At 68.0% G+C, this 26,021-nt stretch carries 17 protein-coding genes; 5 read left to right on the top strand and 12 right to left on the bottom strand.

Features of this window, described 5'->3' with window-relative positions; genetic code table 11:
- Nucleotides 1–37 precede the first annotated feature (37 nt).
- The 3 genes from V2S05_RS09815 to V2S05_RS09825 all read right to left on the bottom strand — a co-directional run bounded on the left by V2S05_RS09815 (nucleotide 38) and on the right by V2S05_RS09825 (nucleotide 4,404).
- Nucleotides 38–1,585, bottom strand: coding sequence for an aldehyde dehydrogenase family protein (locus V2S05_RS09815; protein WP_413634961.1), 1,548 nt, complete (start codon nucleotides 1,583–1,585; stop codon nucleotides 38–40).
- 107 nt (nucleotides 1,586–1,692) lie between these two features.
- Nucleotides 1,693–3,024 (bottom strand): GAF domain-containing protein, encoded by a 1,332-nt coding sequence (locus V2S05_RS09820; protein WP_413634962.1) that lies wholly within the window; start codon nucleotides 3,022–3,024, stop codon nucleotides 1,693–1,695.
- 81 nt (nucleotides 3,025–3,105) lie between these two features.
- A complete protein-coding gene (locus V2S05_RS09825) occupies nucleotides 3,106–4,404 on the bottom strand; it encodes a glycosyltransferase (RefSeq protein ID WP_413634963.1) in 1,299 nt (432 codons plus the stop codon).
- A 61-nt stretch (nucleotides 4,405–4,465) separates the two neighbouring features.
- Here V2S05_RS09825 and V2S05_RS09830 point away from each other — a divergent pair, with 61 nt between their 5' ends.
- Nucleotides 4,466–5,101: a TetR/AcrR family transcriptional regulator gene (locus tag V2S05_RS09830; RefSeq protein ID WP_413634964.1), complete on the top strand. Its 636-nt coding sequence runs from the start codon at nucleotides 4,466–4,468 to the stop codon at nucleotides 5,099–5,101.
- A gap of 140 nt (nucleotides 5,102–5,241) precedes the next feature.
- On the opposite strand, the gene V2S05_RS09835 is transcribed toward V2S05_RS09830, so the two are convergent.
- The 4 genes from V2S05_RS09835 to V2S05_RS09850 form a co-directional block, all read right to left on the bottom strand.
- The gene (locus tag V2S05_RS09835) at nucleotides 5,242–6,669 is read right to left on the bottom strand and encodes a CCA tRNA nucleotidyltransferase (protein ID WP_413634965.1); all 1,428 of its coding nucleotides are present in this window, start codon (nucleotides 6,667–6,669) and stop codon (nucleotides 5,242–5,244) included.
- 81 nt (nucleotides 6,670–6,750) lie between these two features.
- On the bottom strand, nucleotides 6,751–11,661 hold the full coding sequence (locus tag V2S05_RS09840) for a metallophosphoesterase (protein WP_413634967.1): 4,911 nt from the start codon (nucleotides 11,659–11,661) through the stop codon (nucleotides 6,751–6,753).
- Between the two features lie 138 nt (nucleotides 11,662–11,799).
- Complete coding sequence (locus tag V2S05_RS09845) at nucleotides 11,800–12,858, bottom strand: LLM class flavin-dependent oxidoreductase (RefSeq protein ID WP_413634968.1); 1,059 nt, start codon at nucleotides 12,856–12,858, stop codon at nucleotides 11,800–11,802.
- Nucleotides 12,859–12,887: 29 nt separating this feature from the next.
- The gene (locus V2S05_RS09850) at nucleotides 12,888–14,405 is read right to left on the bottom strand and encodes a methyltransferase (RefSeq protein WP_413634970.1); all 1,518 of its coding nucleotides are present in this window, start codon (nucleotides 14,403–14,405) and stop codon (nucleotides 12,888–12,890) included.
- Nucleotides 14,406–14,487: 82 nt separating this feature from the next.
- Here V2S05_RS09850 and V2S05_RS09855 point away from each other — a divergent pair, with 82 nt between their 5' ends.
- The 4 genes from V2S05_RS09855 to trxA all read left to right on the top strand — a co-directional run bounded on the left by V2S05_RS09855 (nucleotide 14,488) and on the right by trxA (nucleotide 19,739).
- Entirely contained in the window at nucleotides 14,488–16,605 is a 2,118-nt protein-coding gene (locus tag V2S05_RS09855; protein ID WP_413634972.1) for a DUF6049 family protein, read from the top strand.
- Nucleotides 16,602–18,221, top strand: a complete 1,620-nt coding sequence (gene murJ, locus V2S05_RS09860) for a murein biosynthesis integral membrane protein MurJ (protein ID WP_413634974.1) — start codon at nucleotides 16,602–16,604, stop codon at nucleotides 18,219–18,221. Before V2S05_RS09855 ends, murJ begins: the two co-directional genes overlap by 4 nt.
- Before the next feature lie 154 nt (nucleotides 18,222–18,375).
- Complete coding sequence (gene trxB, locus V2S05_RS09865) at nucleotides 18,376–19,350, top strand: thioredoxin-disulfide reductase (RefSeq protein ID WP_413634976.1); 975 nt, start codon at nucleotides 18,376–18,378, stop codon at nucleotides 19,348–19,350.
- Nucleotides 19,351–19,415: 65 nt separating this feature from the next.
- Nucleotides 19,416–19,739, top strand: a complete 324-nt coding sequence (gene trxA, locus V2S05_RS09870) for a thioredoxin (RefSeq protein ID WP_204974995.1) — start codon at nucleotides 19,416–19,418, stop codon at nucleotides 19,737–19,739.
- A gap of 95 nt (nucleotides 19,740–19,834) precedes the next feature.
- On the opposite strand, the gene V2S05_RS09875 is transcribed toward trxA, so the two are convergent.
- The 5 genes from V2S05_RS09875 to V2S05_RS09895 all read right to left on the bottom strand — a co-directional run bounded on the left by V2S05_RS09875 (nucleotide 19,835) and on the right by V2S05_RS09895 (nucleotide 25,931).
- Nucleotides 19,835–20,125: a tryptophan synthase subunit alpha gene (locus V2S05_RS09875; protein WP_177243789.1), complete on the bottom strand. Its 291-nt coding sequence runs from the start codon at nucleotides 20,123–20,125 to the stop codon at nucleotides 19,835–19,837.
- A gap of 9 nt (nucleotides 20,126–20,134) precedes the next feature.
- Nucleotides 20,135–21,583: a sugar porter family MFS transporter gene (locus tag V2S05_RS09880; RefSeq protein WP_413634979.1), complete on the bottom strand. Its 1,449-nt coding sequence runs from the start codon at nucleotides 21,581–21,583 to the stop codon at nucleotides 20,135–20,137.
- A gap of 269 nt (nucleotides 21,584–21,852) precedes the next feature.
- Nucleotides 21,853–22,836 (bottom strand): ParB/RepB/Spo0J family partition protein, encoded by a 984-nt coding sequence (locus tag V2S05_RS09885; RefSeq protein ID WP_413634980.1) that lies wholly within the window; start codon nucleotides 22,834–22,836, stop codon nucleotides 21,853–21,855.
- Nucleotides 22,836–23,717: a ParA family protein gene (locus tag V2S05_RS09890; RefSeq protein ID WP_271639032.1), complete on the bottom strand. Its 882-nt coding sequence runs from the start codon at nucleotides 23,715–23,717 to the stop codon at nucleotides 22,836–22,838. Before V2S05_RS09890 ends, V2S05_RS09885 begins: the two co-directional genes overlap by 1 nt.
- A gap of 1,851 nt (nucleotides 23,718–25,568) precedes the next feature.
- On the bottom strand, nucleotides 25,569–25,931 hold the full coding sequence (locus V2S05_RS09895) for a GIY-YIG nuclease family protein (RefSeq protein ID WP_413634982.1): 363 nt from the start codon (nucleotides 25,929–25,931) through the stop codon (nucleotides 25,569–25,571).
- Nucleotides 25,932–26,021: the final 90 nt, after the last annotated feature.

A 26,021-nucleotide genomic window follows, 5' to 3' on the forward strand; every position in this document is an offset into this window, starting at 1 on the left:
ACGTCACGCGACGCCCGCCCGGCACTGGGGAGGCCGATCAGAAGAAGCCCATCGGGCCTTCGGCGTACGACACCAGCAGGTTCTTCGTCTGCTGGTAGTGATCGAGCATCATCTTGTGGTTCTCGCGGCCGACGCCCGACTGCTTGTACCCGCCGAACGCGGCGTGGGCCGGGTATTGGTGGTACGTGTTCGTCCATACGCGACCGGCCTGAATGGCACGGCCTGCGCGGTACGCGGTGTCGCCGCTGCGGCTCCACACGCCGGCGCCGAGACCGTAGAGCGTGTCGTTGGCGATCGAGATGGCGTCGTCGAAGTCGCTGAAACTTGTCACCGACAGCACGGGGCCGAAGATCTCCTCCTGGAAGATGCGCATGCTGTTGCTGCCCTCGAACACTGTCGGCTCGACGTAGAAGCCTTCGCTGAGGTCGCCGCCGAGGTCTGCCCTCCCGCCTCCGGTGAGCAGCTTCGCGCCCTCCTGCTTGCCGATGTCGATGTAGCTGAGGATCTTCTCGAGCTGGTCGTTCGACGCCTGCGCGCCGATCATCGTGGCGGGGTCGAGCGGATTGCCCTGGATGACCTTGCCGACACGTTCCAGTCCGTCGGCGAGGAAGCCGTCGTAGATCGAGCGCTGGATGAGCGCACGGGACGGGCACGTGCACACCTCTCCCTGGTTGAGCGAGAACATCGTGAAGCCCTCGAGCGCCTTGTCGTAGAACGGGTCGTCGGCGCGGGCCACGTCTTCGAAGAAGACGTTGGGTGACTTGCCTCCGAGCTCGAGTGTGACCGGGATGAGGTTCTGCGAGGCGTACTGCATGATCAGCCGGCCCGTGGTGGTCTCGCCGGTGAATGCGACCTTGCGGATGCGCTTGTGCTGCGCGAGGGGAGCGCCGGCTTCGATGCCGAAGCCGTTGACGATGTTCACGACACCGGCCGGCAGCAGGTCGCCGATGATCTCGAAGAGGAAGAGGATGGATGCCGGGGTCTGCTCGGCCGGCTTGATCACGATGCAGTTGCCCGCGGCGAGCGCAGGAGCCAGTTTCCAGGTCGCCATGAGGATCGGGAAGTTCCACGGGATGATCTGCCCGACTACGCCCAGTGGCTCCTGGAAGTGGTAGGCGACGGTGTTCTCGTCGAGCTGGCTGATGCCGCCTTCCTGTCCGCGCAGCACGCCGGCGAAGTAGCGGAAGTGGTCGACGGCGAGCGGGATGTCGGCGGCGAGCGTCTCGCGCACGGGCTTGCCGTTCTCCCACGTCTCGGCGACGGCGATCGCCTCGAGGTTCTCCTCGATGCGATCGGCGATCCGGTTGAGCATGACCGACCGCTCAGCGGGTGAGGTGCGCTTCCACGACTCGAACGCCTTCCAGGCGACGTCAACAGCGCGGTCGATGTCTTCGGCGGTGCCACGGGCGACCTCGGTGAACGGCTTGCCGTTGACCGGGCTGATGTTCTCGAAGTACTGGCCCTTGGCGGGTTCGACGAACTCGCCGCCGATGTAGTGGCCGTACCGGGCGCGGTAGTTCGCGACGGCGCCGGGCTGGCCGGGGGCGGCGTACGCGGTGGACACGTCTTCTTCGACGATGGTCATCGTTGACTCCTTCGACGGGCCGCGGCCTCGATGCTGCGCGGCTGTTGGGTTCGAAGGTAGGGGGCGTCAGGTTGCGCCCCCGTGCGCAACGTTGCAGTCGGTTGCGGTCACTCGACGTCGAGACGCTCGATCCGCGCGACGAGACCCGAGCGTCTCGGCGAGCGGGCGGGAAGCATCTCGAGGGCGAGACGCAGCGCCTCGGCGTCATTCTGCCCCTCGGGGATCTCGGCGTACGCGAGCAGCACGTCGAGACTGGCCTCGCTGACCATCACCTCGTGCAGGGCCGCGCGCACCGTCTCGCGGAACTCCTCGACGCCGGGTGATGCCGACTCGGGCAGCACCGCACCCGGATAGGCGCTGAGCGCGACGCGGTGCGCACCGCGGTCGAGCAGCGAGAGCACGTTCTGCGCGTCGGTCTCGAGCGGTGCGGTCAGCCGATACGGCCGGGACTGCGGCGCGAGGTCTGGCGAGACCCGCTCGAGCACCCTGCGCAGACGCACCATCTCGGGCCGCAGGGTGTCGGGGGACGCGCCCTCGCCGTAGACGAGCTCGCTGAGCCGCTCGGCCGACAGGCCCTGCCGGTGCACGGCGAGCATGAGCAGGATCTCGGCGTGCCTGGCGCTGAGCTCGATCGTCGTCTCGCCCTCGGCGGAGTCGACCTCGAGGCGGGCACGGTCGCGTGCCAGCACCTGCAGGCGGGCATGCCTGGTGTCACGCGGCGAGCGGCGCGGCGAGCGCTCCGACCCGCGGGGTGCCTCGCTGCGGGCCCGCAGACGCGCGACGAGCAGTTCGGATTCGACGGCTCGCGCCGTGGCATCCACCAGCATCCGGGCCTGCGGTGTGACGGCCTCGGCCCCGCCGGTCACGTCGATCACCCCGAGGATGCGGCGGGTCTCGGGGTCGAACACGGGGGCCGCCGTGCACGACCACGGCTGCACGAGTCGGTTGTAGTGCTCGGCGTGGTGGATCTGCACCGACTCGCCGAGGGCAAGCGCCGTGCCGGGGGCGGAGGTGCCGACGGTCTGCTCGGACCAGTTCGCGCCCGCGACGAATCCCATCTCGCCCGAGAGCACGCGCTGTCGAAGGTCGCCCTCGACCCACAGCAGCCGGCCGGCGTGGTCGCCGACCGCGACGACGACTCCCGAGTCCTCGGCACTGCCGGGCAGCAGCAGCGAGCGGATGAGGTCCATCACCCCGGCGAGCGGATGCCCGGTGCGGTACGCCTCGAGAGCGTCCTCACTGAAGTCGAGCGGCGGCAGTCCCTCGGCGCCGACGCGTCTCTGCCACGCGCGCTCCCAGGACGCCCGCACGAGCGGGCGCACCTGCTGCAGGCGGCGATCGTCGAGGTTCCCGGCGACGAGCTCTTCGTGTGCGCGCTCGATGAGAAGGCGCGAGACCTCCGGGGAGGCGTCACGCGATGACGACCAGGGGGACGGCACGCTGGCTCCGATCGGCGCTGATGGGTGTGCCCAGTGTATGTGTGCGCGACCTGTTCGGTCACGCGTTTCACCGCACCCGGATCAGGTGAGGGCGGTGCGCTGGATCATGCTCGCGTCGATGACCTCGTCGAGCGTCCGCCAGGGATCGGCGGCGCGCAGGGCGTGACCGATCTGCGCGGCGGTCGCCCGGAACGCGGGCTCGTTCAGCACGCGGTGCACGGCGTCCCGGATCTTCGGCGCATCGGCCGTCTGCGTGCGCAGGTCGATCCCCGCTCCCGACCAGCCGACCCTCGCGCAGACCTCGACCTTGTCTTCGGTTCGTCCTGCTACGACCAGTGGGATGCCGTGCCGCAGCGCCTGCTGAACACCGCCATAGCCGCCGTTGGTCACCATGGCGTCGACCTTGGGCAGCAGCTGATCGTACGGAAGGTACTCGGCTACTCGGGCGTTCGCCGGCAGATCGGATGCCAGGTCTCCGAGGGCACGCCCCCCGGTGGATGCGACGACGAGCACATCGCTGTCGCGCAGCGCCTCGAGGGTCGGCAACACGAGCTGCGAGAAGTCGCGGTTCGCGATGGTTCCCTGGGTCACGTGCACGACGGGTGCGCCGGCGTCGAGATCGCTCCACCATTCCGGCAGAGCGGGAGTGGAGATCACGGCGGGAATCGCTCCGGCGTAGTGCACCGTCGGGGGCAGATCCGATCGGGGGTATTCGAACTCGGGAACGGTGAACTGGATGTAGGCGTCGGCTCGCCCGGCCCAGTCGAGGACGAACCCTCCGAGGCCACGACCTGTCTCGCGAGCGGCGAGCCGATCGGCCTCCCGCTGCACGCGGCGGAAGATCAGCCGCTCCGCGATGGTCCGCAGCGCGGCGTTGCGCAGTCGCCCAAGGGAACCGGCCATCGGCGTGACGCCGAGGCCGAACGGCGCCGTATCGCGACTGCGGACCCCGAGCGGGAAGATTCCGAGCGCGATCACCGGCGGCCGGTCGTGCCGCGGCAGCTGCTGCAGCAGAGCGGCGCCGAGGAAGAGCGGTTCGGCGAGCACGGTGTCGATGCGCTGCTCTGCCAGCACGGCGCGCACAGCGGCGAGCTGAGCGACTCCCGGCCTCACGAACAGATTGCTCATGTCGAAGCGCAGAGCTGCCGCTCCGGTCAGCCCCACGCGCTCCGGGAACGCGGCGTCGGCGTCGTCGAGGTCGATGTCGGCCGCAGCAGGAAGAGCGACGAACCGGGCTCCCGTGCTCGCGACTCGTTCGCCGTAGCGGGAACTGGTGAGGAACGTCACATCGTCACCGCGCTCGATGAGATGGCGAGCGATCTGCAGCAGCGGCATGACATGCCCGTGCGCCGGTGTGCAGGCGATGAGGTGGCTGGACATGGCACTCCTTCTCTAAGATCGATATACCGAGACAGTATTCATCTGCTTGCAAGGAAAGTCAATGACGGAATCGACCGCTCGCGTCTACCGCTCCGAACTCCGTGCCCGCCAGGCACGTGAGACGCGCGCCCGGATCATCGCCGCGGCCGGGGAGCTGTTCGCCCGACAGGGGTACCAGGCGACCACCATCGCCGCGATCGCGCGCGCGGCCGGCGTCTCCGGTGAGACCGTCAAGACGGCCGCCTCGAAGGCCGAACTGCTGATCGCGGCGTTCGAGGTGACGTTCTCGGGATACGAGGGCGCCGAGTCGCTCACGGACACGGATGTCGCCGCCGGCGTGCTCGAGCTGCCCGACGATGTGTTCCTCGACTCCGTGCTGGCTCAGATCACCGACGCGAACGCACGCGGGCATCGGCTGTGGACGGTGCTGCTGGGCGCAGCCCTGTCGGATGAGCGGGTGGACGAGGTGCTCACGCAGATCCTGCATCGTCGCGCCGACGACTACCGACGCCTGGTCGACGAACTCATCGCCCGCGGTCTGGCCGCCCCGAAGGCCGACCCCCAGGCGACCGCTGCGACGCTGTCGTTCCTGCTCTCGCCCGAGAGCTATCAGCAGCTTGTCGCACAGTCGGGATGGGACGCCGGCACCTATATGCAGTGGCTGCGTGGGGCGGTCGCGGCCGAGCTCGCCCGCTGACCCCCGCCCGCGCAGCGCCGCGCGTGCGGGCGGCGCCGAGACTTCCGTTCCAGCACGAGACCTGCCTGTGTAAGCCCTGTCTCGTGCTGCAAGCCAAGTCTCGCGACGGAGATTGCGAAAACGTGGCAAAACCGCGCAGCTCAGCCGCGAGCGGCCCACCACTCGCGCAGGCGCTGCTCGGCGGCATCCGGGCCGATCACACCCTCATCCAGCCGCACCTCGAGCAGGAAGCGGTACGCCTCGCCGACCTCGCGACCGGGCTTGATGCCGAGGATCTGCTGGATCTGATTGCCGTCGAGCTCGGGGCGGATGCTGTCGAGCTCCTCCTGCTCGCGCAGCTCGACGATGCGCCGCTCGATGTCGTCGTATGCCGAGGCGAGGCGAGCGGCCTTGCGCCTGTTGCGCGTGGTGACATCGGCACGCACGAGGATGTGCAGTCGCTCGACGACGTCGCCGGCGTCGCGCACGTACCGCCTCACGGCGCTGTCGGTCCAGGCGCCCTCGGCGTAGCCGAAGAATCTCAGGTGCAGTTCGATGAGCTTCGCGACCGCGTCGATCGTGTCGCCGTCGAAGCGCAGCGCCTGCAGGCGCTTGCGCGCCATGCGCGCGCCGACCACGTCGTGGTGATGGAAGGTGACCCCTCCCCCGTTCTCGAGTTTGCGTGTGCGCGGCTTGCCGATGTCGTGCAGCAGCGCGGCCAGCCGCAGCGGCACATCGGCAGCCGCACCGGGGTTTCGGGCCTTCTCGAGGTCGATGGCCTGGCGCACCACGGTGAGCGAGTGCTCGTAGACGTCCTTGTGGTGGTGGTGCTCATCGACCTCGAGTCGCAGCGCGCTCACCTCGGGCAGGAACTCGTCGATCAGTCCGCTCTCGACCAGCACCCGGATGCCCCGGATCGGGTCATCGGTCTGCATCAGCCGCACGAGCTCACCCTGCACGCGCTCGGGGCTGACGATCGTCAGCGTCTGGCGCAGCTTCTCGATGGCGGCGAAAGTGGCATCTTCGATCGCGAAATCGAGCTGGGCGCTGAATCGCGCCGCCCGCAGCATCCGCAGCGGATCGTCGCCGAAGCTGATCTCGGGGTTGATGGGAGTACGCAGGATGCCCGAGACGAGGTCTTCGACCCCGCTGGTCGGATCGATCAGCTTGACGGCGGGAACCTGCAGCGCCATGGCATTGACGGTGAAGTCGCGCCGCAGCAGGTCTCCGTCGATGGTGTCGCCGAACTCGACGACGGGCTTGCGGGTGACGCCGTCGTAGCTGTCGGCGCGGTAGGTGGTGATCTCGACCTGTTCGCCCTGCACGCGTGCGCCGATGGTGCCGAAGGCGCGGCCGATGTCCCATTGGGTGCTGGAGATCGGCTTGACGATCGCGAGGATGTCGTCGGGGCGGGCGTTCGTCGTGAAATCGAGGTCATGTGTCTCGCGGCCGAGCAGCGCGTCGCGCACCGGACCACCGACGACGGCGAGGTCGAAGCCCGCCTCAGCGAAGGCGGTCGCGAGGGTGGCGACGACGGGGTTCGCGGCGAGCGCGCCGAGTCGGGACAGGCCCTCGGCCATATTGAGCATGGATTCAAGGGTACCGGGGCGAAGCGGGCCGACGCGGAGAACCCCACAGGCGGTGCCCGTGGGGTTCTCGTGCGATCGATGTCATGTCCGGCGTCGACCGCCGCGCAGCAGGATGCCCCCGGCCAGGAGCGCGAGCAACGCGACGATCCCGAGGCCGAGCGTCCACGATGCCGACGAGCCCGTGGTCGCCAGCGGGTGACCGGGTCGCACGACGCTCGGTTCCTGCTCTCCCGCGTCGGATCCGCTGGCTGCCGGACCCGTGCCGCCACCCGTGCCGCCGTCGCCGGGGTCGCCGTCGCCGGCACCACCCTCGCCCGGGCCGCCCTCGCCGGGCCCGGTGGTGCCCTTGCCATCGATCGTGAACGAGCGAACCTCGGTGCTCTCGACACCGCCGAACGGACCGGTGGTGCGCACGTACCAGCCGTGCTCACCGGCATCCAGTTCAGTCCACGCGACTGCGGTCTGCTCTCCGCTCACGACGTCCTGCACGCAGTCGATCTCGTTCGTGGTGAGGATGTCAGCGCGGAACGAATCCGTCGAGAGCACCTTCGTCACCGGGGCGATACCGCCGGCTGCATACGGGATCTCGAACTCCTGCATGCCGGCCGGACTGTTCAACGACGCGTCGTCCGAATCGAAGTCGTCGAGCGACGGCGAGTAGGTGCGCACGATGATCCGCTCCTGCTCGTTGTCGAAGTGCAGCAGGCGCAGATACCCCTGACCGCCCTCCGGCAGACCCTGGTAGTCGAACAGCATCGAGTACACCGTGCGATCAGCAGTGCCGTCACCGTCGTCGTCGAACTCGTCCAGGCGCGTGTAGGCGTCGTGGTAGTGGCCGGAACCCACAGAGATCACGTTCGCGTTCGGCGCCACGACCTCGTCGTAGATCCGCTGTGGGAACGGCCCGAGCCCGCCGGTGGTGAGCATGTACTCGTGCAGGTTGATCATGACCTTGCGCTCGGGGTACTGCCGGATCACCGAGTTCATCCACGCGATGTCCTCGGAATTCGACGCCTCGTCGTTGGGGTCCGGCCAGCCCATGTACATCATGAGCATGTCGATCCCGCCGGCGGTCACCAGGTCGTAGTGGCCGCGGTTGTCCTTATACGACCCGCCGTACCAGGGATTCTCGGCGAAGCGCGCCTCGCCGAAGCTGGCGCTATACGCGGTGTAGTCGCCGTCCCAGTGCCCGACGTCGTGGTTGCCCGCGAGCACGCCGTACGGGATTCCCGCATCATCCAGCTTGCGGTACGCCGCGTCTGCGTTCTTCCACTGGTGCGGCTGGTCGTAGTTGTCGACGATGTCGCCGGTGTGCGTCACGTACTGCAGGTTCAGCGCATCGCGCTGCGCCACCAGGAAGTCGTTCATCTTCACCTGGTGCTGATACCAGACGTCCGATCCGCCGGCACCGGCGAGGGCTCCCTCGTTGCGGTTGTAGTACTGCGTGTCAGACAGCCAGCCGAGCGTGAAGTCATACTGGTCACGAGGTGTGGCGCCGGCGTTGAACGGTGTGACCTGCGAGTCGCGCGAACTCGAGTCGGCCCCGGCCCAACCTTCGGAGTGCTGCACGAGCACGGTCAGCTCCCCTCGCTTCGCGTGCCCGTCGACGGGCACCTCGGCCTCGAGCGCGAAGCTGGTCGGCGCGCCTCCTGTGGTGACGTGGCGGTCGACCTCCTCCCACGAGCCGTTCGTCTTCTGCACGTACAGCAGCACCTTGGCATCCGCGTTGGCAGACCCCTCCCAGCCGACGCGCATCTGCGCGCCGGTGCCGACGCGTGCCGGAACCTGCACGGTGAACAGCTGGTACGGCATGGCCGTGTCGGAGGTCGCGGCGACCTCGATTCCGTCCAGTCGCGCGATGCGTGCCAGCTCGTCCTCGCTGAGCGGCTTCGCATCGCCGCGGTCGGTCGTGCGAGAGCTCGACGTGGTTCCGGCGACGACCTGCACCTCGGCATCGAGCGAGGTGTACGAGTACCCCTCCGCGAAGCACAGTTCGAGACGATCGTCGATCTGCGAACCGGGTCGAGCGACCAGGTCGACCTGGTCGCCGGTCAGCTCGGCGCCGTGATCGGGGCTGATCAGCTGTGTGCGCGGCTTCTCGTCGGCCGTCGAGAACGCGATCGTGCTCGTCGAGACGTTGCCGACGGCGTCCTTCGCAGTGACGACCAGAGTGTGGTCACCGGGCGCCAGCGTCAGCGATGACGTCGTCAGCGGAAGCGCGATCTCCTTCTCGTCGAGGGTGGCCGTGACCGATTCGAAGCCGGAGCCGGCGTCGGTGACCGTCGCGTCGATGGTGAACTCGCCGCGGTACTGCCGGCCATCGGTGAGCGTGCTGTCGATCCGGGGAGCGGTGTTGTCGACGACCACCGTGCGGGTGGCCGTGAGTGCGTCCGCAGCCCCGGCGCGAGTCGTCCCAGCGTGCTCGGATGCGGTGACCACGTGCGGGCCGTCGGCTACGGCAGTCGTGTCCCACAGCGTCGACACCGAGTCGAACGCATCGTCGGGGATGGTGAACGTCGCGAGGAAGTACACCAGATCAGCGTCGCTGAAGTTGATCCGCTCGGTCGAGGTCGTGGGACAGCTGCGTGCGGTGGGCTCTTTGCCCTCTCCGGCACCGGAGCAGGAGGTCGGGCGCAGCACCCGCCCATCGGGCAGAACGAGGCGCGGGTTCATCGCCGTGAAATCGTCGTTGTTCTCGTTCGGATCGGGCTGCGGCCACGCCTTCGTCCCGGCGTAGACCCCGAGCGTCAGCTGTTCGCCGCGCACGACCTCCTGAACGGGGACCTCGGCGTCGACCGTCACGACGCGGTCGTAGTAGCCCTCGTCGAAAACTGTCAGCACCGTGTCGCCGAGCTTCAGCCCGTTGCGGAAGAACGCGTCGGTGCTGGTCGCCTCGATGGCGAAACGGGGCGCACGCTCGAGAGAAGCGATGGTCTCGCCCACCGGCTCACCGTTGACAGACAGAGAGAGGGATGCCGGGTCGCCGTCGGTCGTCGCGACGAGCGGCGTCTGCCCGCCGACGAACTGGCCGTCGGCGACGTTCAGCCGTACCGGGTCGTCGGGACTGCTGTCGAGAGTGAGGCGCACCGGTCCGAGGGTGGTGGTCTGGAGGCCGTCGCCTGCCGTGACCGAGTACTCCAGCCAGCGTTTGCCGAAGACGTCGACCGAGGGGATGCTGTACTCGTATCGCCCGGCAGAGGTGAACGCGAGCTCGCGCGTCTCCGTCGCGCCCAGGTCGTCGGTCAGCGTCAGGGTGACGCGGCGGACGAGCACGTCGTCGGTGACGTCGAACCCGAGCGCCACATCGTCACCCTGCGGCAGCTCGGAGCCGCCCGTCAGGTCGACGATCTTCGGAGCGGTGCCCCCCTCCGGGTGCGGCACGTAGGCGTCGGCCACCTGGTCCGCGCTGACGGCCCCCGGGGTCGGGGTCGCGAGACCGAGCATGCTCTGGCTGGTGCCGGCGGGGTCGGCGGGCACCCACAGTGCGCCGCTGGCATCAGCAGGGTTCCAGCCGTACTGGATCGCCGTGGATGCGGTCGTCTGGCCGTCGTCGAAGTAGTAGGCGCGCGAGATGTCGTGACCGCTCTTCGTCATCAGCTGCAGGCCGCGCGAGCCACCGTTGGCCATGCCGCCCGACGCGATGGTGAGGATGCTCTCGCCGAGCACGAGCTCGGTGCCGAAGGCGGCGTTGAAGTCGGCGACCGTGTATCCCGCGCGCAGCACGGCCGGATTCTGGATCCACAGCACGAGCGTCTCGCCCGGCTCGATGGCCGGCTCTCCCGGGCCCGCGGGCCACAGTGTCGACGCGTTCGTCGTCGGGCCGCTGAGGGCGTTGTCGGTCGTGAGGTAGTGCAGCGCGTAGTCACCGAAGCCGACGGGCGCGTCCGAGGCGTTGTACACCTCGATGAACTCGAAGGCGTCGGAGCCCGCGACGTTCGCCGTGTCGGGGGCAACCTCGGTGATCTGCAGGATGGGACCCTTGGCGTCGGGGTCGGTCGGCTTGGGTGCCGGGATCAGCTCGCTGGTCACCTGCTCGACCGTGATCGTGCCAGGCGTGGGTGCGGCGGTCGCTCCGGTCGGGTCGAAGCCGAGCAGGCGGGCGTCGGCCGATCCGATCTGGTTCGGCACGGCGAACTGAGCGTTCCACGGCGTCGAGCTCACCCCGTCATCGGCGGGCACCCATGCGCGCGCGAGGGCGTTTCCCTCGGCATCCGTGAGGCTGAAGCCGCGCGAACCGCTGTTCGCGAACCCGCCCTGCGCACCGAAGCGCAGCACCTGCACCGTCTCGGCCACCCCGTAGAAGGCGCGGAACTGCTCTTTCGTGAGGCCGCGACGCGCGTCGCCATCGGCGTAGTTCATCCAGAGCACGGCGGTGCCGCCGGCAGGGATCACCGCCGGGCTGTCGTCTTCGCCGTCGAGGTGGATGAGCGGCTGCACGGCGCCCGCGTTCCACTGACTCGTGTGATAGCGGATCTGCAGGCCCTCGGCGGTGAGATCGATCGGCTCTGCGGTCGTGTTCGTGATCTCGACGAACTCGTAGTGGTCGGTGCCGGCGTTGTCGCCGTTGATCTCGGTGATCGCCAGAGGCCAGTGCTCGGCGGCGTTTCCGCTCTCGCCGGTGATGGGAGCGAGATCGGATGCCTCGGACGCCGCGTCATCAGGGCTCGGAACGGGGTCTGCGGGGGCGGTGTCGGCCGGGGTGGGATCGGTGGGGACCGGTTCCGGGGAAGCCGGAGCCGTGGCATCCGGAGCTGGCCTGGTCGTGTCCTCCGGCGTGGGAGGAACTTCGGGCTCAGGAGTCTGCTGCGGGACGCCGGGCGTCGGCGACGGCGAGGCGGTGCTCTGAGCAGGCGTCGACGGGATCGTCGAGGTCGAGTCGTCGACATCGGCGGCCGAGGCGACCTGCGGTACACCGCCGGACACCAGCGCTGTGGCCACGATCACCGCGGCGAGCGCTCCGGCTCCGGAACGGCGAAGTGAGGGATTGGGCATGGGAGGGGAACCTCTTCACGAAGGGGGAACGGCGAGTGCCGCTTCTCTTCGTAGTCACCCCACATGACGCCCAGGTGTCCGAACGCGCCCGTCTTCGACCGTTTCGTGAACCCTCGGTGAACTTCGTGACCGCTCCGGTCAGGCGATGGAGTCGCCCTGCACCGGGCCCTCTGTGTTCGGCTTCCAGCCCAGCGCCGGGGCGACGTGCTCGGCGAAAGCCTGCAGCACGTGCAGGTTGTACTCGGGGCCGAGCTGGTTCGGGATCGTCAGCATGAGGGTGTCGGCCGCCATCACGGCCTCGTCGGCCTTCAGCTGCTCGATCAGCTCGTCGGGTTCGGCAGCGTACGTCTTGCCGAACGTCGAGCGATACCCGTCGATGATGCCGACCTGGTCGCTGTTCTCGCGCGAGCGCAGGCCGAAGTACGCCCGGTCGCGGTCGCTGACCAGCGGGAACACGCTGCGGCTCACCGACACCCGGGGTGCGCCGGTATGACCCGCTTCCCGGTACGCCGTGCGGAAGAGATCGATCTGCTCGCGCTGCAGCTCATGGAACGGCTGACCGGTCGCCTCAGTGAGCAGGGTCGAGCTCATCATGTTCAAGCCCATGCGCCCGGTCGTCTCGGCCGTCGCCCGCGAGCCGGCACCCCACCAGATGTGGTCGCGCAAGGTGGGCGACTGCGGCTCGATGGCCAGGTAGTGACCCTCGCCGACTATGCGCGGATCACCGGGAGCGACCCGCTCCCCGTCGATCGCGCGGAGGAAGAGGTCGAACTTCTCGCGTGCCAGCACGCTGCCGCGCTCGGTGTCCTCCTCATCGTGGAACCCGAAGGTCTCGTAGCCGCGCAGCGCCGTCTCGGGTGACCCGCGGCTCACTCCGAGTGCGATGCGACCGTCGGCGATGAGGTCGAGCGCAGCCGCCTCCTCGGCGAACTGGAACGGGTTCTCATAGCGCATGTCGATCACGCCCGTGCCCACCTCGATGCGCTTCGTCCGCGCGGCCATGGCCGACAGCAGCGGCATGGGCGATGCGGCCTGGCGTGCCCAGTGGTGCACGCGCACGTACGCGCCGTTGACACCGATCTCGTCGGCGCCTTCCGCGATCTCGATGGTCTGGCGCAGCATGTCGCCCGCGGTGCGGGTGAGGGATCCGGGCACGTCTGCGTAGTGCCCGAAGGAGAGGAAGCCGAATGCCTTCATGTCGTATGCAAACGCATAAAAGTCGCCGGCTATTCCGCAGCCGGCAGCAGCAGCCCGTCGAGCACCAGACGACGGATGCGCGGTTCGATATCGGCCCACAGGTCGGCGAGCGGCACGTCGAACAGGTCGGCGAGCGCGCCCACGATCTGAGCCACGGTCAGCTCGCCGTCGCACGCGCCGACGAACCCCGCGAGCGCACTGTCGACGCCGATCGTGCGCCCGAACCCGCCGCCCTGGCGCAGTTCGATGACGCTCGGGTCGTCCTCCCCGGGCATGTGGTGCCGCGCCTCGGTGACGTCGGGCGCGACGACGAGGCGATCCGGGATGCCGTCAGCCAGCGCGTCGTGTGCGGCAAGACCCGCCCCGAGGGCGCGACCGAGGTTCGACACGGGCTGCGAGACGGTCTCGAAGCGACGCAGCACCCCGGCGCCCGAGCCGGATCGGCGCAGCAGGATGTACCCGAAGCCGACCGCCGTCACCCCGCGCTGGTCGAAATCGTCGAGCCACGCGGTGAGCAGACGGGTGAACTGGGCGTCCCGCGGCAGCGTGCCTCCATCCCGGATCCAGAGTTCCGCGTATCCGAGCGGCGTGAGCTCTTCGCGCTGAATCACCCAGGCATCCAGATCGGCGTCCACCCAAGAGCCCACACGATCGAGCCCGCGGACTCCGGCGCGCGACTCCCAGTTGCCCAGCAGCTGAGCGATGCCGCCAGGAGCGAGATGCGCGGGAACGCCGCGCAGGAACTCCTCGACGAGAGCGTCGCCCACAAGGCCGCCGTCGCGGTACTCGTACTCGGGCACGCCCGTGGCGCGCGGCGTGATCACGAACGGCGGGTTCGACACGATCAGATTGAACGTCTCCCCCGCGACGGGTTCGAAGAGACTGCCGAGTCGGAACTCGATGTTGTGCACGCCGTTCAGCTGCGCATTCAGCTCGGCATAGGCGAGCGCGCGTGCCGAGATGTCGGTCGCCACGACCGCGCCGGCATGCCGTGACACGAGCAGCGCCTGGATGCCGCATCCGGTGCCGAGGTCGAGTGCCCGCTGCACCGGCACCGGGATGACCAGCTCGGCCAGCGTGCGAGATGCACCGCCGACGCCGAGCACATGATCGGCGGGCAGCGCCGTGCCGAGCGCGATCTCGTCGAGGTCGCTGGCGATCCACCATTCCCCGACACCGTCGGCATCCACGAAGGACTGCGGGCGGATCAGCGCCTGCGGATGCACGCTCTCGCCCTGCAGGCGCGCGAGGCCCAGGGCGACGACTCCGGCGACGCCGACTCCCGGCAGCGCCCGCTCGACGGCGGCCTGCGGCTGCGGCATCCCGAGCACCCACAGCCGGCCGAGCATCGAGAGCACGTCGTTACGCCCGTGCAGGGCCCGCAGGATCGGCTCGCGCAGCCCGCGCCCCAGCGCGTCGTCGGCCTCCTCGCCCCACAGCGACCGCAGCGGGTCGGAGCGGAAGTCGGCGGAGTCGAGATCGGCGGCGAGCGCCCGCGTCAGAGGGGCGTCCGGGCGAGGCTGAGCGCGATCTGGCACGGCGGTCACTCTACGCGCCTTCAGGGTTCACCGCGCTCTGCGCCCTAGAATCGGGGGCGTCGTCGGTGCTGGCATCCGACGACCCGCACTCATGATCTCGACACTGCATCGCGAAGGCCGACGTCCGCGCGCGCGTCGGCTGCTGGGCCGCCTCGCCGCGGCGCTCGTCGTCGGCTCTCTCGGTCTCGGCATCGCTCCGGCGACGGCCGCCGATGATGCGGATGCCGAGCAGCAGACCGACGCGGTCGTCGAGATGTTCCTCTCGGCCGGCGATGCCGGCGAGGTCACGCCCGGCGCGCCGCTGCTGAGCAGCGTCACGATCGAGAATCCCACCGACGGCACCATCACCTCCGGCAGCGTCAGCGTCGAGCTGAACACCACACCCCTCGCCGACGGCACCGCACTCGACGCCTGGCTTGATGACGACACCGCAGGCGGCGCCTTCCGCACCGTGGCCGCCGAGAGCTCTCCAGCCGTCGGCGACGGGTCCGACGAGACGATCGAACTGAGCGTCGAGCCCGCTGCGCTCGGCGAGCTGGCACCCGGCGTCTATCCGCTCAAGGCCCGTCTCACCGGGGCGACCACGACCGATGCCGACGGCAAGACCGTGCCGTTGAGCATCACGGCAGCGTCGGTGCTGGTCGTTCCCGCCCCGACCGACGCGCGCACGGCTGTGATCGTTCCGGTCACGGCGACGCCCGAGAACGGCGCCCTGCTCACCGCTGACGAGCTCACCGCCCTCACCTCCGACGGGGGCGACCTCGCCGAGCTGATCGATGCCGTCTCCGGCACCGGAGCGATCCTGGCGATCGACCCCGCGATCCCCGCGTCGATCCGTGTGCTCGGCGATCGCGCGCCCGCCGGCGCCACACGATGGCTGGAGCGGTTCGAGGCACTGCCTAATGACATGTTCACGCTGCAGTTCGGCGATGCGGATGCCACGGTGCAGGCGCAGAGCGGGCGTTCCGAGCTGCTCGGAACGCCCGATCTGACCCCGCTGCTCGACCCTGCCGACTTCCCCGCCGTGGACCCGAAGCTCGAGCCGACCTCGGAGCCCACACCGACTCCCCTTCCCACCGCCGAACCCGAGCTGCCCGAGAGCAGCGAGCTGACGGCCGTTCGGGGCGCGCAGGGCAGCATCCTCTGGCCCCGCCCGTCGGTGACCGAGCAGGACCTCGCGGCCTTCGGCGCGTACCTCGGCGACAAGACCACGACGATCCTGCCCTCCACCTCTGTGCAGGACGGCGCGGTCGTGCACAGCAGGGTCGCCGCGCACGACCTGCTCATCACCGACGCCGCAGCCTCGGCGCGCCTGTCTGCGGCGGTGGAGCGCGCCGATTCCGCCGCCGCGGAAGCCGGGATGGCCGCAGTCGCCGGGCATCTCTTCTTCGCCGAACAGCGCAGCCCACTCACGGCGGTCGCGCTGGAGCGATCCGAGACCCGCTCCCCCGACGCGCTGCGAGCGGCCCTGCTGGCCTTCGCCGATCCGGGCGCGACCCTCAGCACGCTGCGCGCCGCAGAACCGGCATCCGTCTCACTCGCCGAGACGACCACTGCCGGTGCGCGCGTCGGCGAGCTGAACAGCATGCTCGCCGCGGCCGACCGGCTCACCGCTTTCGCGACGATCCTCGAGGAGCCGGCCGTGCTGCTCGTCCCGGATCGCATCCGCATGCTGCGCGTGATCGGAGTCGGCCTGGACGATGACGTGTTCACCGAGCGTGTCGCCGAACACGCCGAGCGTGCCACCACCACTCTCAGTTCGGTGAATGTGGTCAAGCCCAAGCCCGTGCAGCTGTTCACCTCGGCCGCACCGCTTCCGGTCTGGGTGCGCAACGACCTGCCCTGGCCGGTCACCGTCACCCTGTACAGCACGCCGTCCGACAACCGTCTCGACATCCAGCCCGCGACCGAGGTGACCGCCCTCGCCTCGAGCTCGACCCGAGTGGACGTCCCGATCGAGGCCCGCGTCGCGAGCGGTCAGGTCGACGTGCGCTTCCGGCTCGAGAGCCCCACGGGCGTGCCCATCGGGCAGCCCGAGGTCGCCGATGTCACCCTGCGGGCCGACTGGGAGGGCATCGGCCTCGGAATCCTCGGAGCGGTGATCGTCGTGCTGCTGATCGTCGGCAGCGTGCGGATGGTGCGTCGACGCAGAGCGGATGCCCTGCACCAGGCTCAGGGCACGAACGGGTCTGCAGAAGGAGAGCAGTGACAAGTCTCGGCCGCGCCAGCGCCATCCTCGGGGCGGGGACGCTCATCTCGCGCATCACCGGTCTCATCCGCACGATCGTGCTGGTCGCAGCCATCGGCACGATCGGAGAGGCCGGTGACGCCTTCGGTGTCGCGAACCAGCTGCCCAACAACGTCTTCACGATCATCCAGACGGGCATCCTCACCGCGGTGATCATCCCGCAGATCGTGAAGTCGGCCAGTCACGCCGACGGCGGCGGCGCGTACATCTCGAAGCTGTTCACGCTGGGCACCGTGGTCTTCCTCGGCGCGACCGCGCTGGCCATGCTGGCCGCCCCCTGGCTCGTCGCGCTGTACGGACCGAACTTCACCCCCGAGCAGCTGGCTCTCGGCACCGCGTTCGCGTACTGGTGCCTGCCGCAGATCTTCTTCTACGGCCTGTACGCGCTCATCGGCGAGACGCTCAACGCCAAGCGCGTCTTCGGTCCGTACACGTGGACCCCCGTGGCGAACAACATCATCTCGATCGCGGGGTTCCTGGTCTTCATCGCCCTGTTCGGCGGGGATCAGAGCCGCGTGGACGTCTGGGATCCGACCATGATCGCCGTGCTCGGCGGCACCGCGACGCTCGGCATCGTCGTGCAGGCCCTCATGCTGCTCTTCGCCTGGCGACGCACCGGGCTGAGCCTGCGCCCCGACTTCCGGTGGAAGGGCGTCGGCCTCGGCCAGATCGGCACGCTCGCCGGCTGGACCTTCCTGATGGTGATCGCCGGCCAGATCGCCGGCCTCATCCAGACGCGCGTGGTCACCGACTCATCAGGCGATTACCCCTCGGTGTTCATGATGCAGGCCGCCTGGCTGGTGTTCATGCTGCCGTACTCGATCTTCGCGATCTCGATCGGCACCCCGTACTTCACGCAGATCGCCGAGCATGCGCACGAGAACCGTCGCGACGCGGTGCGCGCCGACGTCGCCCGCTGCATCCGGGTCGTATCGCTGTTCATCGTCGGCTCGGGCATCGCCCTCGCCGTCGCAGCGGTGCCGGCCACGCGCATCTTCACCCAGAGCCCTGCGGATGCCGTCGCTGCGGCCCCCGTGCTGGTCTGCTATCTCGTCGGCCTGCTGCCCCTGTCGGTGCTGTTCATCGTGCAGCGAGCGTTCTACGCGTTCGGCGACACCCGCACACCGTTCGTGTTCACACTCGTGCAGGTCGGGCTGATCATCGGCTTCTCGTATCTCGCCGCCGCGGTCGCCCCGCTCAGTCAGCTCGCCGCCGCCGTGGCGCTCGGGCAGTCGATCGCCGGTCTCGTGCAGACGGTGATCGCCGTGCTCATCCTGCGCCGCAGGCTGGGCGGGCTCCAGCTGCCGCAGACGCTTCTCTCCATCGGCCGCTTCGTCGTCGCCGCCGTGCCGGCGGGCCTGGCCGGATGGGGAACGTACCTGCTGCTCGGCGCCGATCGGGGATGGACGGTCGGGCAGACCGGATCGACCTTCATAGACAAGCTGCTCGGTGCGGTCGGCACGGGCGTCATCGGCCTAGTCGCCGTCCTCGTCTATGCGCTCGCGCTGCTCGTGCTGCGAGCGCCCGAGACCAGCGCTGCCCGTGGACTGGTCACCCGCTTCCTGCCCAAGCGCTGATCCTCATCGAGCACGCCCCGCGCCGGGCATCCGGACGCGTCTTCCGCGAAGCGGCTCTCCCGACGCGGGGGAATGCGGCGCGGTTACCATGGGTTGAAGCAGACGACGCGGATCATCCCGCGCCTGCCGGACACCCGCAGCCTTAGGAGAGCACATGCGTCAGGTCATCATCATCGGCTCCGGCCCGGCCGGATTCACGGCCGCGATCTATGCGGCGCGCGCCAACCTCGAGCCGCTGCTGGTCGCCAGCACCGTCGAGGTCGGCGGCGAGCTGATGAACACGACCGACGTCGAGAACTTCCCCGGCTTCCCCGAGGGCATCCAGGGCCCCGATCTGATGGCGAAGCTGCAGGCGCAGGCCGAGAAGTTCGGCACCGAGGTGCTGTACGACGACGTCACCGAGCTTCAGCTCGACGGACCCGTCAAGAAGGTCGTTCTGGGCAGCGGTGCGGTGCACGAGGCGTCGACGATCATCTACGCGACCGGCTCGGCCTACCGCAAGCTCGGGGTCGAGGGCGAAGAGCGTCTGTCGGGCTACGGCGTCTCGTGGTGCGCGACGTGCGACGGCTTCTTCTTCCGCGAGAAGGAGATCGCGGTCGTCGGCGGCGGCGACTCGGCCATGGAAGAGGCGACCTTCCTCACCCGCTTCGCCTCGAAGGTGTACGTCATCCACCGCAAGGACACCCTGCGCGCATCGAAGATCATGCAGGAGCGGGCGTTCGCCAACGAGAAGATCGAATTCATCTGGAACAGCACGGTCGACGAGATCCTCGGCGGCGACTCGGTCAGCGGCGTGCGTCTGCGCTCGACCGTCGACGACTCGACCCGCGAGCTCGCCGTCGACGGCGTGTTCGTCGCGATCGGCAACGACCCGCGCACCCACCTCGTGCACGACAAGCTGCAGCTCACCGACGCCGGCACGATCTGGGTCGACGGGCGCTCGTCGCGCACCTCGGTTCCCGGTGTGTTCGCCGCCGGCGACGTGATCGACCCGACGTACCGTCAGGCCGCCACCGCAGCCGGATCAGGCGTCGTCGCGGCGCTCGATGCCGAGCACTTCATCGCCGACCTCGAAGACGCGTCGGTCGAAGAGCCGGCGGCGCTGGCAGCCGAGATCATCGTCGGCTGAGACACCGGGAACACTTTCCGCTCACTCGACGTTGGTACGGGTGACACCGAACAAGGAGTATTCGTATGACTGCCAAGGCAACCACGCAGGCCACCTGGGAGCAGGATGTCCTGCAGGCCGAAGGACCCGTGCTGGTCGACTTCTGGGCCGCGTGGTGCGGACCGTGCCGCATGGTCGCGCCCGTGCTCGACGAGATCCAGGCCGAGAACCCCGACAAGATCACGATCCTCAAGCTCAACGTCGACGAGAACCCCGATCTGGCCATGAAGTACCAGATCACCTCGATCCCGGCGATGAAGGTGTTCCAGGGCGGAGAGGTCAAGACGACCATCATCGGCGCCAAGCCGAAGTTCGCCCTCGAGCAGGACCTCGCCCCGTTCATCGGCTGAGCCCGCCGAGGCCTGAGCCCGTCACCCCATCGCGGTGGCGGGCTCTTCTGCATCTCCCCGGTCGTTGAGCAGGCGAAGCGCGTCGAAACGAGTCGCTACGCCGCGAGCATCCGCCAGACCGTGGTGCTGAGCTCGGGGTACTCGTGCGCGATGCTGCGCAGCACCGAGTCGTTCCAGCGGGGGTCGCGCGGGTTGCCGCCTCTGTCTTCGTACACGTCGGTGCGCAGCAGCAGCACCACGAGCTCGTCGACCGACGGCAGCTCCGACATGAAGTCCCAGGGGTCCTCTCCGCTGCGCAGACGCTCGTGCACGAGCACCGAGCGCTCGTCGCCCGCCTCCGCACGCAGCACTTCGAGGCTGGCGCGGCGCGGGAACGAGGGGATCACCAGACAATTCTACGAGCGCGGAGCCCGTGCACGGCGCTCGATCGTCACATCCTCCGTCATCGATTCGAGCTCCTTGCCCTTCGTCTCGGCGACCTTGAAGTACACGAAGAAGAACGACAGCAGGGCGAAGAACGCGTAGAAGCCGTAGGCGAAGGTGAGACCGATCTCGGCGAACGCAGGGAAGGTCGTGGAGATGAAGAAGTTGGCCGCCCACTGTGCCGCGGCGGCCACCGCGAGAGCGCCGGCCCGGATCGAGTTGGGGAACATCTCCCCCAGCAGCACCCACACCAGGGGCCCCCAGGTCGCGCCGAAGAAGACCACGAACGCGTTGGCGCTGATCAGGGCGATGGTCGACCACGGGTCGGGCAGGGTGACCGCGCCCTCGGCATCCAGCGTGCCGAACGAGAAGGCGACCGCCATCAGTCCCAGCGTAGCCGTCATGCCGATCGATCCGACCATGAGCATCAGGCGCCGCCCGACGCGGTCGACCAGCAGGATCGCGATAATCGTCACGACGATGTTCGTCACCGAGGTGATGACGGTGATCGTCAGGGCATCCGATTCGTCGAATCCGACCGAACGCCACAGGGTCGTCGAATAGTAGAAGATCACGTTGATGCCGACGAACTGCTGGAAGATGCTCAGCAGGATCCCGACCCAGACGATCGGCTTGAGCCCGAAGCGGTGGCCGCGCAGGTCGCTGAGCGACTCGGTGCGCTCGGTGTTGATCGTGCCCGTGATCTCGGTGATCTTCGTCTTCACGTCGATGGTGCCGGTGACCAGGGTCAGCACCTCAGCCGCCTTGTCGACATCGCCGCGCGCCACGAGGTACCGTGGCGACTCGGGCAGGCGCATCGCCATGATGCCGTAGACCACCGCGGGGATCGCCTCGGCGATGAACATCCAGCGCCAGGCATCCAGACCCCACAGCGGCTCCGCCGCGCCGCCCGCGACGTTCGCCAGCAGAGCATCCGAGAGCAGGGCGACGAAGATTCCTGTCACGATGGCGAGCTGCTGCAGTGAACCGAGGCGCCCTCTGACGTGTGCGGGTGACACCTCGGCGATGTAAGCCGGGGCGATCACCGAGGCCGCACCGACACCGAGACCGCCGACGACACGCCAGATGATCAGGTCGATCACCCCGAAGGCGAGCCCCGAGCCGACTGCCGAGACGAGGAAGAGCACGGCCGCGACGATCATGGTCGGAATGCGCCCGAACCGGTTCGCCAGGGGGCCGGCGAACCACGCACCGACGGCGCAGCCGATGAGCGCCGACGACACCGCGAAGCCCTTGAGCCCGACGCCGAGATCGAATGCGCCCGCCAGTGCGTCGACCGCTCCGTTGATCACCGCGGTGTCGAAGCCGAAGAGGAATCCTCCCAGTGCCGCGGCGATGCTCACCCCGATGACGCGTCCGCGTATGCCTTTCGCCGGGCCTGTGCCTGCTGCGTGTGTCATGATGCCCCTCCTCTTCCGGTGCTCCGGATGCTATCCGGTGCGCAGTGCGGTCAGAAAGGGGCGTGCGCACGGGCGGAGAAACAGGTAGGGGTGCGAGGTGGGTCTGGTTGGCTGGTGCGGCGGACTTCATCCGCCGGGAGCGCTGCGCCGAAACAGCAGATGAGCACCGGGAGGACCCGGTGCTCATCTGCTGTCGTGCTGACTGTCTCGGATCAGCGCGATCTTCTCGGATCAGCGCGATCTTCTCGGATCAGCGCGATCTTCTCGGATCAGCGCGATCCGAACTCCTCTTCACCGATCTCGGCGAGAATGCGGTTGAGGTCCTGGATCGACGCGAATTCGATCTTGAGCTGGCCTTTTCGTGCGCCAAGGTCGATCTTGACCCGAGTGTTGAGGCGATCACCGAGCTTGTGGGAGACCTCGTCGAGGTAGGCGCGGCGCGCGCCGGCAGTGGGCTTTGTCGACGAGCCGGCCGCGGTGGGCATGGACTTGGCCGCGGCCTCGGTGGCTCGGACGGAGAGGTCTTCGTTCACGACCTTGTCAGCGAGGCGCTGCATCTGCTCCGGCGTCTCGACCGACAGAATGGCACGCGCATGGCCGGCCGAAAGCACTCCGGCAGCGACGCGCTGCTGCACCGGGACCGGCAGACGCAGAAGTCGGATGGTGTTGCTGATCTGCGGTCGCGAGCGACCGATGCGGGCAGCGAGCTCTTCCTGCGTGATGCCGAAGTCTTCCAGCAGCTGCTGGTAGGCGGAGGCCTCCTCGAGGGGGTTCAGCTGGGAGCGGTGCAGATTCTCAAGAAGCGCGTCACGCAGCAGGTCCTCGTCTGCCGTCTCGCGCAGAATCGCGGGAATCGTGGCGAGGCCGGCCTTGCGAGCGGCGCGGGTACGACGCTCGCCCATGATCAGCTCGTACTCGCCATCGGAGTTCTGCCGGACGATCACCGGCTGCAGGACGCCGAACTCCTTCACGCTGTGCACGAGCTCAGCGAGGTGGTCCTCGTCGAAATGCGTGCGCGGCTGACGGGGATTGGGGACGATGCGGTTCGGGTCGACCTGAATCAGACGCACCCCGGGCACCTGCGAGAGCTCCGCCTCATCGGGGGTGGGCGTGAGTTCCTCAGGCTGCGGGGGTGTGGCATCCGTCTTCACCTTCGCCGCGCCCGGGAAGAAGACGTCGACCGGGCGCTCAGCCTGATCCGTCGTCGGAATGAGTGCGCCGATTCCCCGACCGAGTCCAGTGCGCTTGGCCATCATGCTCCCTTGTTCTGCGCGGCGGATTCCTTGCGCTGCGCGATCTCGACTGCTGCTTCCCGGTAGGCGACCGCCCCCGCCGACGTGCCGTCGTACGAAATGACGGTCTGTCCGAAGCTGGGGGCCTCGGATACCCGCACCGAGCGCGGGATCACGGCCTTGAGCACCTGCTGCGGGAAGTGGGTTCGCACCTCGTCGGCCACTTGCTGGGCGAGGCGCGTGCGCGCGTCGTACATCGTGAGCAGGATGGTCGACAGGTGAAGCTCGGGGTTGAGGTGTTTCTGGATCATCTGGATGCTGCCGAGCAACTGACTCAGGCCTTCGAGCGCGTAATACTCGCACTGGATGGGGATGAGCACCTCGGATGCCGCGGTGAACGCGTTGATGGTGAGCAGGCCGAGGGATGGCGGGCAGTCGATGATGACGAAGTCGACCGGGTTGTCGCGCAGATACTCCTCGAGCGCACGGCGCAGCCGGAATTCTCGCGCGACCTGCGACACGAGTTCGATCTCGGCGCCGGCAAGGTGAATCGTGCTGGGCGCGCAGCGCAGGTTCTCGGATTCCGGGCTGTCCTGCACGATCTCTCCGAACGGGAGGTCGTTGATCAGCACGTCGTAGATGCTCTTCGTGTCAGCGGAATGCGTCACGCCGAGCGCCGTCGAGGCGTTTCCTTGCGGGTCGAGGTCGATCACGAGCACCTTGGCACCTAGATCAGCAAGAGCGGATGCCAAATTGACGGCGGTCGTGGTCTTGCCAACCCCACCCTTCTGATTCGACACCGTGAAGACGCGCGTATCTCCGGTGAATCGGACCTCGACGGTCTTGAGCGCCTTGCGTCGTGAGGACAGGTCGGCCAGTTCCCGAGCGAGCGGGGTATCCATCCCGAAATCCTGGTTCGGCGATGCATTGTCGGATGGTTTCACGTGAAACATCGACTCCTTTCGGGACCGCCATCCACTCTACGTGATCCCTCCACCACTCCCCCGTCCGTGCCACCCCCGGGTCATAAACCAGGGAGCGCAACGAGGGGATGAAATGCCACGGTCATCGAGCGAAGAACGAAGGGTCGAGACGAGATGTCCCACCCACGACGCCCCAAACTCGGTCATTGAGCGAGGAGCGCAGCGACGAGTCGAAATGCTTGTTTCACGTGAAACATGCCGTCCCACTCCCCCGCTCGGTCATTGAGCGAGGAGCGCAGCGACGAGTCGAATGTTCGCTACTCCAGCGCATTCCTCGCGAGTCAATGAGAGCGAAACGCACAGCCGCGCGGCACGATGTACCCGGTCGACAACCCACGGTCCGGTCATTGGGCGAGGAGCGCAGCGATGAGACGAAATGGTCCGATCCACGACGCCCCGCAGGTCACTGATCGCAGAGCGAAGCGGCGAACAAGTTCCGCAACCCCCGACGCCCCGACGCGGTCATTGAGCGAAGAGCGCAGCGACCAGACGAAATGGTCCGCAGCGATCCGCCGCCTGGCTAGCCAGCTTGACGGATGCAGGAACATCTCCCAGTTGCCGACCGAGGAGCTCAGTCACGAACCAGAACGCACGTTTCACGTGAAACATGCAACCAGCCCCTCTGGCCATTGAGGGAGGAGCGCAGCGACGAGACGAAATGCGAGCTGCACCAAAGAAGGCTCCTCCGCGGTCAATGAGAGCGAGATGCGCAACCACTAAGCACGATGTCCGCGGTGGACGACCCACAGCCGGGTCACTGAGCGAGGAGGGCAGCGACGACGCGAGATTCCCCCGCGGCTCTCGATCGCCCTGACCAGGCAGCTTCACGGACGCAGCACCACCCACCGGTCGTTGAGCGGATACTAGACGTGCTCGCCGTAGCGGCCGCCCGGGAAAGCTTCGGCCACTGCTCACTGCCGTTTCACGTGAAACGCGCTTCGCTACTTTCCCGCGAGCGTGCGATCGTCGGGCGTTGCACGAGCACTGGCTCGACGGGGTCAGCAGATGCAGAGACAGCCGATCCTGACCCTAGATCCCTTTGGGCACACCGTTGCACCTGGACACAACCGGAATCCACTCATGACCACTGCGAGAAGCTCCCGACAGGCTCGACACTGCGGGCTGAGCCGCACCCCAGCGGGTGCCGGATGGGCGCCGCCTTCCTACTCGCCTCACAGAGGCGAGGTCCCGCAATGGCTGCGTTGCGACTCTGCGCCGCCCGACGCGCGCACGACCGTCTCGCGCGCGACGTCCTACTCGACCGGTCCCCCGCTGCGACACTCAAAGCCGGTCGCTGAATGAGAAGGGCACCGAGGGTCGCGGGGCACACAAACGCCGTCGGCATCGGTGCGCACGCTCGTCGGTCACCGTTTCACGTGAAACACTGCTGCCGCCGGTACCCTCCCGCTTGCCGCAAGGTAGCGTTTACACGCGCGACCGCGTTGCGACACCCGACGTACTCAGTTGTCGTCGGTTCGCGGCACCCCAAATCACCCTCGCGGGACGCTTCGCGCCCCACCGCTCACGGACAGACCACCGCGCTGGGCATAAATCAGCTCGTCGTTCAGGGCGCCTCGAAATGATGCGCTAGGTGCCCGCCGAGCGCTCCTGGTCTCCGGCGTGACGTCCGCTTCCCGTTCCACGTGAAACATGTGCGCGCGGCTGTCATGCTCATCCGCAGCAACATTCAGCCACAAAGCAGCGCAACGACAAGCCTGATTCGACCGTCTTGCTTCGATCGATCCCGCGAGCGCCCCGCTGAGGTCTCAATCACGTGGAGGCAACCTCCCCCACATGCCCGCGATCGCCACATGTTTCACGTGAAACGGTCATCCTGGCTTGACACCTTCTTTCGCAGGGCTCGCTCTCGAGCAGTCCACCCTTGATGGCATCGAAGCCACCTTCCACGAAGGCTAGGCGCCTGACATGACTCAATCCTTGGATCTGCTTCTCCAAAGCGAAGGCCTCGTCGATACAATCGAGCTCAAGCCACCAGATCAACTCCACCGGCCGGCGGCTCGTCGTATAGGCGCTCCCCAGACCTTGTTGATGAGCCGCAACGCGGTCATCCAGATACTTGGCGCTCCCCGCGTAGAACGTTCCATCAGCACACCGCAGGATATACCCATGCATCCAGGAACTTTTCGGATCCCTGCCGTTGGTGGTTGAGCGCTGAACCGCGCTAGTGGAGAAGTTGCATCCGGGCGGACCTGTGCAGGAACT

The sequence above is a fragment of the Microbacterium sp. OR16 genome, from assembly GCF_047306725.1.
In the GTDB taxonomy this organism is placed as follows: Bacteria; Actinomycetota; Actinomycetes; order Actinomycetales; family Microbacteriaceae; genus Microbacterium.

Coding starts and splice junctions, on each gene's coding strand:
- V2S05_RS09825 (WP_413634963.1), bottom strand. CDS start 4,404: ATGTCCAGCCACCTCATCGCCTGCACACCGGCGCACGGGCATGTCATG.
- V2S05_RS09890 (WP_271639032.1), bottom strand. CDS start 23,717: ATGGATACCCCGCTCGCTCGGGAACTGGCCGACCTGTCCTCACGACGC.
- V2S05_RS09840 (WP_413634967.1), bottom strand. CDS start 11,661: ATGCCCAATCCCTCACTTCGCCGTTCCGGAGCCGGAGCGCTCGCCGCG.
- trxB (WP_413634976.1), top strand. CDS start 18,376: ATGCGTCAGGTCATCATCATCGGCTCCGGCCCGGCCGGATTCACGGCC.
- V2S05_RS09880 (WP_413634979.1), bottom strand. CDS start 21,583: ATGACACACGCAGCAGGCACAGGCCCGGCGAAAGGCATACGCGGACGC.
- V2S05_RS09895 (WP_413634982.1), bottom strand. CDS start 25,931: ATGCATGGGTATATCCTGCGGTGTGCTGATGGAACGTTCTACGCGGGG.
- V2S05_RS09885 (WP_413634980.1), bottom strand. CDS start 22,836: ATGGCCAAGCGCACTGGACTCGGTCGGGGAATCGGCGCACTCATTCCG.
- V2S05_RS09835 (WP_413634965.1), bottom strand. CDS start 6,669: ATGCTCAATATGGCCGAGGGCCTGTCCCGACTCGGCGCGCTCGCCGCG.
- V2S05_RS09845 (WP_413634968.1), bottom strand. CDS start 12,858: ATGAAGGCATTCGGCTTCCTCTCCTTCGGGCACTACGCAGACGTGCCC.
- V2S05_RS09830 (WP_413634964.1), top strand. CDS start 4,466: ATGACGGAATCGACCGCTCGCGTCTACCGCTCCGAACTCCGTGCCCGC.
- V2S05_RS09855 (WP_413634972.1), top strand. CDS start 14,488: ATGATCTCGACACTGCATCGCGAAGGCCGACGTCCGCGCGCGCGTCGG.
- trxA (WP_204974995.1), top strand. CDS start 19,416: ATGACTGCCAAGGCAACCACGCAGGCCACCTGGGAGCAGGATGTCCTG.
- V2S05_RS09815 (WP_413634961.1), bottom strand. CDS start 1,585: ATGACCATCGTCGAAGAAGACGTGTCCACCGCGTACGCCGCCCCCGGC.